General features: G+C 70.3%; 11 protein-coding genes. 1 reads left to right on the top strand and 10 read right to left on the bottom strand.

What is annotated here, in order from left to right:
• Positions 1-209 precede the first annotated feature (209 nt).
• Positions 210-1793: a Do family serine endopeptidase gene (locus IEV99_RS06450; RefSeq protein WP_188516855.1), complete on the bottom strand. Its 1584-nt coding sequence runs from the start codon at positions 1791-1793 to the stop codon at positions 210-212.
• A 219-nt stretch (positions 1794-2012) separates the two neighbouring features.
• On the opposite strand from IEV99_RS06450, the gene IEV99_RS06445 reads away from it, so the two are divergent.
• The gene (locus IEV99_RS06445) at positions 2013-2735 is read left to right on the top strand and encodes an MIP/aquaporin family protein (protein WP_188516854.1); all 723 of its coding nucleotides are present in this window, start codon (positions 2013-2015) and stop codon (positions 2733-2735) included.
• Here the strand turns inward: IEV99_RS06445 and IEV99_RS06440 are convergent.
• The 9 genes from IEV99_RS06440 to IEV99_RS06400 all read right to left on the bottom strand — a co-directional run bounded on the left by IEV99_RS06440 (position 2704) and on the right by IEV99_RS06400 (position 11655).
• Positions 2704-3213 carry a cytochrome c-type biogenesis protein gene (locus IEV99_RS06440; protein ID WP_188516853.1) on the bottom strand — a complete coding sequence of 170 codons (510 nt, stop codon included), beginning with the start codon at positions 3211-3213 and terminating at the stop codon, positions 2704-2706. The genes IEV99_RS06445 and IEV99_RS06440 overlap by 32 nt on opposite strands.
• 2 nt (positions 3214-3215) lie before the next feature.
• Positions 3216-5195, bottom strand: coding sequence for a heme lyase CcmF/NrfE family subunit (locus IEV99_RS06435; RefSeq protein WP_188516852.1), 1980 nt, complete (start codon positions 5193-5195; stop codon positions 3216-3218).
• Positions 5196-5199: 4 nt separating this feature from the next.
• Positions 5200-5706: a cytochrome c maturation protein CcmE gene (gene ccmE / locus IEV99_RS06430; RefSeq protein WP_188516851.1), complete on the bottom strand. Its 507-nt coding sequence runs from the start codon at positions 5704-5706 to the stop codon at positions 5200-5202.
• Between the two features lie 3 nt (positions 5707-5709).
• The gene (gene ccmI / locus IEV99_RS06425; RefSeq protein WP_188516850.1) at positions 5710-6828 is read right to left on the bottom strand and encodes a c-type cytochrome biogenesis protein CcmI; all 1119 of its coding nucleotides are present in this window, start codon (positions 6826-6828) and stop codon (positions 5710-5712) included.
• An 88-nt stretch (positions 6829-6916) separates the two neighbouring features.
• Entirely contained in the window at positions 6917-8254 is a 1338-nt protein-coding gene (locus tag IEV99_RS06420; RefSeq protein WP_308469353.1) for a sensor histidine kinase, read from the bottom strand.
• Positions 8255-8310: 56 nt separating this feature from the next.
• Positions 8311-9009, bottom strand: a complete 699-nt coding sequence (locus IEV99_RS06415) for a response regulator transcription factor (protein ID WP_188516848.1) — start codon at positions 9007-9009, stop codon at positions 8311-8313.
• Positions 9010-9049: 40 nt separating this feature from the next.
• Complete coding sequence (locus IEV99_RS06410) at positions 9050-9379, bottom strand: PepSY domain-containing protein (protein WP_188516847.1); 330 nt, start codon at positions 9377-9379, stop codon at positions 9050-9052.
• 100 nt (positions 9380-9479) lie between these two features.
• A complete protein-coding gene (locus IEV99_RS06405; protein ID WP_188516846.1) occupies positions 9480-10232 on the bottom strand; it encodes a glycoside hydrolase family 108 protein in 753 nt (250 codons plus the stop codon).
• Positions 10233-10239: 7 nt separating this feature from the next.
• Positions 10240-11655: a DUF2793 domain-containing protein gene (locus IEV99_RS06400; RefSeq protein ID WP_188516845.1), complete on the bottom strand. Its 1416-nt coding sequence runs from the start codon at positions 11653-11655 to the stop codon at positions 10240-10242.
• Positions 11656-11707: the final 52 nt, after the last annotated feature.

Below are 11707 nucleotides of genomic sequence, written 5' to 3'. Positions count from 1 at the left end.
GAAGCGGCGTCCGGAGCCCGTTGCGCAAAGGAAAGTTGCGGCTCCAACGAAAAAGGCAGGCCGGGAAGAGGCTGAAATCCCGGCCTGCCTGGTTCTCCCGTCCGCCGAAAAGGCGGACGGGAGGCGGCGTCTCGCGCGGGGGCGATCGCGCTGCGCGCCGCTGCGGAAGCCGGCAGGCGGGGGGCGTGCCCGCCGGCGCTCCGATCGGGTTAGCCGCGCGCGTCCTTCTTGGGGAAGGCGAGCGCCACGAAGCGGCTGTCTTTTCCGGTCTTCAGGCGTATCAGCACGGCCTTCTTGCCGTTCTGGCGGGCGTCCGCGAGAGCCTGCTTGACCTCGGTGGGGTCGGAGACTGTGCGGCCGCCGATCTCCAGGATCACGTCGCCCTGCTTCACGCCCTGCTGGGCGCCCGGACCGTCCGGATCGACCTGCGTGACCACCACGCCTTGGCCGCCCGCGCCCTGCACGGTGCGGGCCGGAGCGAGGCTCAGGCCGAAGCCGCCCGCCGTCGGGGCGGCGTCGTCCTGCGTGTCGGCGCGGGCCTGCTTTTCGTTCGGCAGCGCGGCGAGCTTCAGGGTGATCTGCTGCTCGCGGCCGTCGCGCACCACGCTGAGCTCGGCCTTGTCGCCGGGCTTCATGGAGCCGATGCGGCGCGACAGCTCCTTGGGTCCGGCGATCTTGTCGCCGTCCACCGAGACGATCACGTCGCCGGCCTTCACGCCAGCCGCAGCGGCCGGGCCGTTGCTCTGCGCGTCCGCGACCAGTGCGCCGCGCGTTTCCTTGAGGCCGAGGCTGTCGGCGATCTCGGAGGTGACCGGCTGGATCTGCACGCCGATGAAGCCGCGCGAGACGGAGCCCGTGTCCTTCAGCGACTCGATCACGTTGGTGGCGACCTCGGTCGGGATCGCGAAGGCGATGCCGACATTGCCGCCCGACGGCGAGTAGATGGCGGTGTTCACCCCCACGACGTCGCCGTTCATGTCGAAGGTCGGCCCGCCCGAGTTGCCGCGGTTCACGGCCGCGTCGATCTGCAGGTAGTCGTCATAGGGACCCGAGCCGATGTCGCGGCCCCGGGCCGAGACGATGCCGGCCGTGACGGTGCCGCCGAGGCCGAACGGGTTGCCGACCGCGATCACCCAGTCGCCGACGCGGGGCTGCCCCTTGGCGAACTTCACGAACGGATAGGTCCCGGACTGCTTCACCTTCAGCAGCGCGAGGTCCGTCTTGGGATCTGTGCCGATCACCTTGGCGTCGAGCGTGCGCCCGTCGTCCATGGTCACCGCCACCTCGACGGCGTTCGCGACCACGTGGTTGTTGGTCACGATGTAGCCGTCCGGCGTGATGAAGAAGCCCGAGCCCTGCGCCTGGCCGTACTGATGGCCGCGCGGACGCGCCTGGCCGCCGCGCGGCATGCCGCGACCGTCCGGCTGGCCGAACTGGCGGAAGAAGTCGCGCAGCTGCGGCGGGATGTTCTGCGGCATGCCGCCATCCTCGTCGTCGTTGCCGGCGATGTCGCCGTCACGCGTCGCGGCGTTCTCGACCTTCACCTTCACGGAGACGACGGCCGGCTTCACGCGATCCACCGCGTTGGCGAAGGAAGGCGGCCCGCCCAGCGCCTGGGCGACCTGCGGCTGCGCGGTCTGCGCATTGGCGACGGCGGTCGGGAAGTCGGAGTAATGGGCTGCGCCGGCGCCGACCACCGCGATCGCGCATGCTCCGGCCAATAGGCCGGCGCGGACCGACAGGCGGCGCTTCGGGGCATTCCCGGGCGAAGTCGTGGGGGTCTCTGGGGTCATGGTCTCGCTCCTCGAAGCCTGGTCGCGGGGGATCTCCCCGGCTTGTGGAGCAGAAGATGGGGGTCGGCGGCTTACGGCGTCGTCACGAGATCATGACAAATAGGAAAGGTGACCGACCGTAACCGTCCGAATGCATGTCGCTTCTTCATTTGACCTTTGTGCTGTTAGTGATTGAAATCCCGCTTAGCCGGCCAGAATGGCCCGTTGGGGGAGACGATCATGAAAAGATTCATCGCAGAGGCGCTCGGCACAGCCGTGCTGGTGCTGGTGGGATGCGGCAGCGTCGTCGCCGTGAACCTGCTCGGGTCAGGCCTCAGCCCGGCCGTCGCCATGGGCGCGTCGGTGCACACGCAGGGCATTCTCGCCATAGCGCTGGCCTTCGGCCTGTCGGTGACCGCCATGGCTTACTGCATCGGCCCGATCTCGGGCTGCCACATCAACCCAGCCGTCACGGTGGCGCTGTGGACCGCGGGCCGGTTCAGCGGCAAGGACGTGCCGGGCTATCTCATCGCCCAGTTCGTGGGCGGCTTCGTGGGCGCAGGCGTGCTGGCGCTGATCCTCCAGGGCGCGCCGGGCGGCTACGCAATCTCGGGCGGCGTGTTCGGGCAGACCACTTTCGGCGCCTGGTCGCCGATGTCGGCGCTGCTCACAGAGGCGGTCGCGACGTTCATCTTCACGGCCGTGATCCTGGGCGTAACGCAGCCCAACGTCGGCGGCGGCGCGCTGGCCGGCCTCGTGATTGGCCTCACGCTGGCGCTGTTGCACCTCGCCTTCGTGCCGATCACCGGCAACTCGCTCAACCCTGCGCGGACGCTGGCGCCGAACCTTTATGCCGGCGGCGCGGCGGCGGCGCAGATCTGGGTGTACTTTGTCGGTCCGCTGGTCGGTGCGGCCCTGGCCGGCCTCGCCTTCAAGAGCGGGATCCTGTCCGGGGAGAAGTGACCGGAGACGCGCTTTCCGCAGGCGTTTCGTCGAGGAGGGAGCGGATCGCCGCTTCCTCCTCGGCCGACAAGGTCGCAACTTCGTCGCGCCGTCGACGCCCGTTGATCCACACCACCGCGACCCCGCCGAGCAGCACCGCAAAGGGGCCGGCCCAGAGCAGCGCGGTGCGGGCCGAGAAGCTCGGCTTCAGCAGCACAAACTCGCCGTAACGGTCGACCAGATAGCTCTTGATCGCGCCGTCGCTCTCGCCGGCCTTGATCTTCTCGCGCACGATCACGCGCAGGTCGCGCGCCAGCGGCGCGTCGCTGTCGTCGATGGACTGGTTCTGGCAGACGAGGCAGCGCAGTTCCGTCGAGAGCGCGCGGGCGCGCGCTTCCATGGCGGGATCGGGCAGCACCTCGTCGGGGTTCACCGCCCAGGCGGGAGCCGAAGCCAGCAGCGCCGCCGCGATCAGTCCGGAGGCTGCGAGCTTGCGCATGCTCATTCGGCCGGAACCGCCGCCGGGACGGCCCGGCGCGCCGGCGCGGCCACGCGGGCGCGCCGATCGCTGAGCGACAGCACGCCGCCCGCCGCCATCGCGACCGAACCGAGCCAGATCAGCAGCACCCAGGGTTTCCAGTAGAGCCGGACGCCGGCCGATCCGTCCGCGGCGCCGACTTCCGCAACGCTGGCGTAGATCTGGCCGAGGCCGACGGTGAGCAGCCCGGCCTCGGACGTCGCTGTGGTGCGGGCGATGAAGGTGCGCTTGCCGGGCTCGACGCGGCCGATGACCCGATCGCCGTCGCGCACCACCATCAGGGCGGCGACCTCGCGGTAATCCGGCCCGTTGCGGGGAACAACGCCCTCGAGCGTCACCTGGTAGGGGCCGAGCGCGATCTGCTCGCCCGGCTTCAGCGTAGCGATGCGTTCCACGCCCCAGGCTGTCGCCGCAATGCCGATCACCGTGACGCCGACGCCCGCGTGGGCGATTGCCGAGCCCCAGGCGGCGCGCGGCAGGCCAGCGGCGCGGCGCAGCACCGTGAGGACGGACGCGCCGCGGCGATGCGAGCGGGACGTGATCTCCGAGAGCGATCCGAGGATCAGCCAAAAACCGAGCCCGACGCCGAGCGGAGCCGCGACCGGCCCGCCGCGCGTCGTCGCGAAGACGATGATCGTTCCGACAAACGCCAGTCCAAAGGCGGCCGAGAGGCGCTGGAGAACGCCCAGCAGGTCGCCGCGCTTCCACGCCAGCGTCTGGCCGACCGGAACAAGCAGCAGCAGCGGCACGATCAGGGGCAGGAACGTCGCTTCGAAGAAGGGCGGGCCCACCGAGATCTTGGCGCCTGTCACAGCCTCGAGCGCTAGCGGGTAGAGCGTGCCGATGAACACAGCCGCGCAGGCGGCGGCCAGGAACAGGTTGTTGAGCACCAGCGCGCCTTCGCGCGACACCGGCGCGAACAGGCCGCCTTGCCGCAGCACCGGCGCGCGCCAGGCGAATAGCGTCAGACCGCCGCCGATAAAGAACACCAGGATGCAGAGAATGAACACGCCGCGCGCCGGATCGCTCGCAAAGGAGTGCACGGAGGTCAGCACGCCCGAGCGCACCAGGAAGGTGCCGATCAGGGACAACGAGAAGGCCAAGATGGAGAGCAGGATCGTCCAGACCTTCAATGCGTCGCGCTTTTCCATCACGACGATGGAGTGAACCAGCGCGGTGCCGGCGAGCCAGGGCATCAGCGAGGCGTTCTCCACCGGGTCCCAGAACCACCAGCCGCCCCAGCCAAGCTCGTAATAGGCCCAGTAGGACCCCATCGCGATGCCGAGCGTCAGAAACGCCCAGGCGAGCAGCGTCCAGGGCCGGACGAAGCGAGCCCACACGGCGTCGATGCGGCCTTCCAGCAAGGCCCCGACCGCGAACGAAAACGCCACCGAGAAGCCGACATAGCCGAGGTAGAGCAGCGGCGGGTGGATCGCGAGGCCGGGGTCCTGCAGCAGCGGGTTCAGCCCCTCGCCCTCGAACGGCGCGGGCATCACGCGCGCGAAGGGGTTGGACGTGAGCAGGATGAACAGAAAGAACGCCGCCGCAATCGCGCCCTGGACGCTCAGCACGTAGCTGAGCAGGCGCCGGGGCATCGCCGCGCCGCGCCAGGCGACGAGGCCGGCGAAAATCGCGAGGATCAGCACCCACAAGAGCATCGAGCCCTCGTGGTTCGACCATACGCCCGAGATCTTGTAGGCGAGCGGCTTGGCCGAATGCGAATTCTGGAACACGTTGAGCACGGAGAAGTCCGAGCCCACATACGCGGCCGCCAGCGCCACAAAGGACGCGGCCGTGAAAAACAGCATCGCGAAAGCGGCCGGACGTGCGACGCCCATCAGGGCCGCGTCGCGGGTGTGCGCGCCCCAGGCCGGAATCACGGTGAGCACGAGCGAAAGCGCCAGCGCGAGCACGAGGGCGTAGTGGCCGAGTTCGACGATCATGGCGTCAGGCTCCCGGCTTTGCGGCGGCGGCAGGCTTGGGCGCCGCGCCTTTAGCGCCGGCATCCTTGGCCTTGTCGCCCGCATGCTGCCACACGCCCTGCTGTTTCAGCGAGTCGGCGACTTCCTTGGGCATGTAGTTCTCGTCGTGCTTGGCCAGAACGCTGTCGGCCTTGAACTCGCCGGAGGGCTGCAGCGCGCCCTCGGCCACCACGCCCTGCCCTTCGCGGAAAAGGTCGGGCAGCAGGCCCTGGTAGGTCACCGGCACGGCCTTGTTGGTGTCCGTCACCTCGAAGCGGATCAGCTGGTTGGGGCCGCGCACCAGCGAACCCTCCTTCACGAGCCCGCCGATGCGGAAGCGCACGCCGGGCTGGATGCCCTTCTCGACCACGTCGGTCGGCCCGTGGAAGAACACGATCGTGTCGTTCAGCGCATAGAGCACCAGCCCGGCCGCGAGGCCGAGCACCGCGAGCGCGGAGCCGATGAGGGTGAGGCGGCGCTGCTTGCGCGTCATCGATCAGGAGCCTTCGATCTTCAGTTCGCGCCCGAGCGCCTCGAGGCGCTTGAGGCCAGCGCCGTCCAGCGCAAGCGCGGCGCGGCCTCGCGCCAGCGCATTGCGCGCCTTCTCGGCCTCGCCCAGCACCATGTAGGAACGGACAAGCCTCAGCCAACCCTCCGGGTCCTCGCCGTTCTGAGACAAGCGCGCGTCAAGCCCCTCCACCATGCCGCGAATGGCCGCCATGCGGTCAGCCGGCGGCATCGACGCAAGGGTCTCGGCGGTCTCGTCGCGAGGGGCCGAAACCGGGGCGCCGCCTAGCGCGGCCACCTTTTCGTCCAGCCGCGCCTTGAGCGGCGTGCCGGTCGGCGCCTCGGCGGCGAGTTCCCCGAAGAGCTGCAGCGCACGGGCCTTGTCGCCGTCCTGCTCGGCCGCGACCGCGCGGAAATAGCGCGCCTTCACGAGCCGCCCGTCAAGGCCCAGCGCCTTGTCGAAGCTGGCGCGAGCGGCCGCCGTCACGACGCCGTCGGCGAGACCGACCTGCGCCTCGCCCAGGTTCTCCAGCCGCGCCGCGCTTTCGCCGAGCAGCCGGATCGCCGACGCGAAGGCGCGCTCGGCGTCGGCGTAGCGCCCGGCGCTGAGATAAACGGGGCCGACCACCTCGAAGCCGCGCCCGTCGTCAGGGTTCTTGGCGAGGTGATCCTCGATGCGGGCCACCGCCTGCGCCATGCTCATGTCGGGCCGGGCGCGGTCGGCGCGAGCGCCGAGCGGCATGTCGGGCAGCGCGGGATGGCCGATGGTGAGGTAGACCGAGAGGCTGACGAGCGGCACGCCGATCAGCGCCACGGCGGCGGCCAACCGGCGGCGTCCCGCGCCGGGGTCGGCTGCGACGATCGCCCGGGCGCGGCGGTTGGAGGCCAGCAGTCTGCGCCCGGCTTCCACCCGGGCGGTCTCGGCGTCGGCGGGCTCGATCAGGCCGCGCTCGGCGTCGCGCTCGATCTCGGCGAGCTGCGCCTTGTAGAAGGCGGCGTCAGTGGCGGTCTCGCCGGCGGCGTCCTCAGGCCGGTCGCGCCCAAGCGGCCACAGCACCGCCAGCACGGCGGCGCCGGTCATGAGCGCCAGGATGATCCAGACCATCATGGCGTTCGATTAGCGGTCCTTTGTGGCGGCGTCACGCCAAATCAGGCCGGACGGCTATCCGGATGGGTACGGAGGGGCGCCTGCGGCGTCACGCCGCCGGCAACGTCAACTCGGCCCGCAGCCCCCCCAGCGGCGAGCGGTTGAGCTTCAGCGAGCCGCCATAGAGGCTGGCGAGGTCGGCCACGATGGAAAGCCCCAGGCCCGAGCCGGGCTTCGACTCATCCAGGCGCGCGCCGCGGCGCAGCATGCTGGTCCAGGCGGCTTCGGGGACACCCTCGCCGTCGTCGTCCACGGTGACGCACACATAGGAGCGCCCGTCGCCGGTCGGCTCGGCGGGGCGCACCGCGACGTCGACCCGGGTGGCGGCCCATTTGCCGCCGTTGTCCACAAGGTTGCCGATCATCTCCTCGAGATCCTGGCGCTCGCCACGAAACATCGCGCCGGGCTCCACAACGCCGTCGAACGCGATGGCGCGATCGGTGTGGATCTTGGCCGCCGTGCGCAGGATCCCGTCAACGATGGGGCCGATCTCGGTAGCGGCGCCGACCGAGCCGGCCCGGGCGGCCGCCCTCGCCCGCTCCAGGTACCAGTTCACCTGGTCGCGCATGATGGCGGCCTGCTCCTGCACCTTGGCGGACAGCGGCCCGCCTTCGGCGGCGGCCTCGTTCATCACTACGCTGAGCGGCGTCTTCAGCGCATGCGCGAGGTTGCCGACCTGCGTGCGGGCGCGCTCCAGAATCTCGCGGTTGCTGTCGATCAGCAGATTCACCTCGGCGGCGAGCGGCGCGATATCATCCGGGAACTGGCCGGAGACATGGTCCGCCTCGCCGCGCCGGATGGCGCTGACGCCCGCCGACAGGCGCGCCAGCGGCAGCAGGCCGAAGCGCACCTGGAACACCGTGGTGGCCACCAGCGCGAGACCGAGCAGCACGAAAGTGAGCCCCAGCGCCCAGCGGAAGGCCGCGATCGACTGCTCGATTTCGGCAGAATCCGCAGCCACTTGAATCAGAAACTTGCCATCCTCGCCGAGGTCGATGACGCGCTCCACCATGCGCAGGCGCCGCTCGTCCGGCCCGGTCGCGTAGCCCTCGCGCAACTCGCCCGCGCGGGCCTTCACGTTGCTGGCCGCCAGCGACAGAAGCCTCCCGCCGAACAGCGAGGTTGAGCCCTTGATCTCGGCGGGCTCGTGGTCGATGCGGGTAATCTGCCAGTACCAGCCCGACAGCGGCAGGTCGAAGCGCGGCTCGCCCAGGCTGTAGGGGTCGGAACGCTCGCTATCGTTGGGCGAGGCCACGTCGGCGACCAGCGACTTGAGGTAGACGTGCAGTCGCTCGTCGAAGGAGTGCTCGGTGGTGCGGCGGTTCAGCGTGGACAGGATCACGCCCGCCAGCAGCAGGATCGCGAGGCTCCAAACGGTGGACGACACGAACAGGCGCGTCGCAATGGATTGGCGCTTCCGGAGAAAGAAAAGCGGCCGAAACATCAGGCGCGCGGCGTGGAAGCCGTGGGCGGGGTTCCTGCAGGCGGGGCCTGCAGGACGTAGCCGAGGCCGCGCACGGTCTGGATCACGTCCACGCCGAGCTTCTTGCGCAGACGACCCACGAACACCTCGATGGTGTTGGAATCACGGTCGAAGTCCTGGTCGTAGAGGTGCTCCACGATCTCGGTGCGCGACACCACGCGGCCGGTGTGGTGCATCAGGTAGGCCATCAGCCGGTACTCGTGCGAGGTGAGCTTGACGGCGTTGCCGTCCACGGTGACGCGCCCGGCGCGCGTGTCGAGCCGCACCGGGCCGCAGCTGAGCTCGCTGGTGGCATGGCCGGCGGCGCGGCGCACCACGGCGCGCACCCGGGCCAGGATCTCCTCCATGTGGAACGGCTTGGTGACGTAGTCATCCGCGCCGGCGTCGAAGCCCTGAACCTTGTCGCTCCAGCGGTCGCGCGCGGTGAGGATGATCACCGGCATCGACCGTCCGCCGCGGCGCCAGCTCTGCAGCACGCCGACGCCGTCGAGCTTGGGCAGGCCGAGATCGAGGATCACGGCGTCATAGGGCTCGCTTTCGCCCAGATAGAGCCCTTCCTCGCCGTCATAGGCGCGGTCCACGGCGTAGCCGGCCTGTTCAAGCGCGGTCACGATCTGGCGGTTGAGGTCCTTGTCGTCCTCGACGACGAGCAGGCGCACGGTGCGATCCTCGCTGAACAGGGATGAACGGGAGCGGCGCTTAGTTCGACGCCATGACCTTGCCGGTCTGGGCGTCCACATACACCCTGACGACCTTGCCGTCGCGCTTCAAGGCCGTGATGGCGTAGACGAGCCCGCCATCCACCCGGCACAGGCGCGCCCGGACGGCTTCGCCGCCCAGCGCCCCGCGGGCAGCCCGCAGGGCGACCACCTGCGGCACCACGCGCTTGGCGGCGACTTCCTCGCGGATCTCGTGCTGGTCCAGGCAGCCGATCAGCTTCGGCACAGTTGATTCGGAGGCTGCGGCGGCGGAAACGCCCGCGAACCCCGATAGAATGACGGCAAACACTACGGGAAAGAATACGCGCATGCTGAACCCTTTGCGCCACCGTTCCTGAACCAAGCCTGAATGCAAAGCCGCTTGCCCGGCGAAAGAGCCGCCGGGCGGCGATTGGCCGCGCGCGGGGCCCCTAGCTCAGCCGATGGGTCGCCAGCACGCGGAACGCCGTGGAGGCGATGAAGCTCAAGCCGGCCACAACCTGCAGCGCCGTGTCGGCCAACTGGCCGCTGTCGACGCCGCCGGTGTCGAAGCCGAAAGCCGCCAGCGCGATCGCGCCGAGGCCGATGAGGTTGGACCACACGGTCCGGCTTTGCAGAATGGGCTTCAAGGCGTCCATGGGTCGTCTCTCCTGGATGTTGGGGGTGGTGGAAGCGTTGGCGAGCGCCAGCGCGGCGCGCTCGATGGCGGCGACGCGGCGCGCCCAGCCGGTCCCGAAGGTGGGCCAGCCGGCGAGCCGGCGCAGGAAGGCCACGCGAGCGCGGGAAAGGGCGCGGATGAGCGCCTGCTGGTCGGCAACCTGCGCGGCCGCCAGCGCGGCGGGCCCGATTTCGGCGTCCGGCGGCAGCCCGAGCGCGCCGTGCAGCAGCAGCGCGGCCCGGCGCGGGCCCGAGTTCACGGCGAGATCGAACACCGCGAGATCCAGCCCGGCCGGCAGGTCGTCCGCCCGCACGGCGTCCCAATAAAAGCGCCGATAAATGGCGGCGGCCTCATCCCGGCCCAACGCCATGACGTCGGCGGCCGTGGCCGGCCGGCCCCTGGCGCGCGCCAGTGTTTCCCGGGTCACGCCGAAATGCGTCGGCCCGCCCGGGTCGGCGGGGTGGTCCACATAGCCTCCCTCGACCGAAAACACCGCGCCGAGCGCAGCTTCGAAGCTCGTATGCATGGCGGCCTCACAAATCGGCTGAGTAGTCGAACGGGCCGGCCCCGGCCTGCGTGGGCGCGGCCCGCATCTCGAAGGCGAGGTCGGCGGGCGCCTGCGCGGTGGCGTAGCGACGGAAAAAGCGCCGGCACAGGGCGAGTTCGATGGCGGCGGGGCGGCGCTCGAAGGCGGTCGCGAGGGCCCCCTCCTCCACCTGCACGTCTGCGATGTCGATGGCGGCGGCCGCCCCGCCGGACAGGAACACACGCAGGGAGAGGAAGGACCCCGCCCCAACGGCCTTCCCGGCGATCGAGGGCGGCGTCACCGTGGCGATAAAGCGCCGCCACACGCCCGGAGAGGCGGGCAGGACCTGCTGGCCGATCGAAAACACGGAGGCGCTGCCGGCTACGCCGAAGTTCTGCGACAGGTCGGCAAAAAAGGCCGGCGACGCGGTCCGATACCAGAACGATAAAGTGGCCGGGCGCCCGGCCAGCGTGGCGACGTCCTCCATGCGAGTCTGGAGTTCGGGATAGGACGCCGTCGTCGTGGCCGAAATCGCCAGCGTGGCGAAGAACCGGCCGCCGGGGCCGCCATCCGCTTGCCCAGGGGGAAACGCCGTGCGCGAGACGCTGCCGGCCGCGGCGCCTGCCGCCTGCGCGAGCCAGCGGTCGAAGCCATGCGCCGCCGCCTGCCCCACCGGAAAGGGCCCTGCGCCGCGCTGGGCGACGCTGAAATCGCCGTTGTGAACCTGATTCCGGAAACCGTGCGGAAGTCCCTCCACGCCCACAGGAAATCGCACCAGCCCGGTCGCCGGGTTGGCCGCGATGGCGTCGCGCCACGCCGCACCATCGGCCGACACCCGCACCCGCCAGGCATCGTCGCCCGCAAGGCCCAGCTCGGCCCTGCCGCTGAATCCTGTCTGGAAGAAAAGCGACGCCGCGCCGCCCGGGAGCGGCTTGTTGAGCTTGACGCGCACGTCTCCGGTGCCGCCTTCGGCCGCCGGGCGGGCGTTGAACAGCGCATCGTTGAGGCGGGCGGAAAATGGATTGCCGTTGTCCGGCGGCGTCCCCAGTCCCAACGCGTCCAGCGGCCCGAGCCGGCGCGCCAGCTCGTCCAGGTCGCGCCAGCCAGCGCCGTCATGCACGAGGAGCCGCGCCTCCGCGATCACGAAGACGCGCCACCCCGCCCGGGGCTGGAAAAAGCGCCAGGCTCCGTCATCGAAAGCCGCCACGGAGCCGCCCTGCCCCGCGAAGGCGCCGGTGGCCGCGGCCGCCAGCAAGTAGCGCGCGCCCTCGACCGGCGCGGCCGGCGGCGCCACTCGTCCCCGCTCCAGCACGGCGCAGTGCACGAGGCCGTCCAGCATCTGCAGGGCGTCGTTGTGCGTCACATGTTTCTGGGACTGGGCCGCCGCCAGGTAAGGCAACCCCAGCCGCATGCTGTCGCTCATGGTGAACCTCTTTCTCTGCGTTTGGGGCGCATCGGATGGCGTCAGGTCGAAG

Origin of the sequence: Alsobacter metallidurans (assembly GCF_014636935.1) — a bacterium.
GTDB classification, from domain to species: Bacteria; Pseudomonadota; Alphaproteobacteria; order Rhizobiales; family Beijerinckiaceae; genus Alsobacter; species Alsobacter metallidurans.
This window is presented reverse-complemented; position numbering and strand designations above follow the sequence as displayed.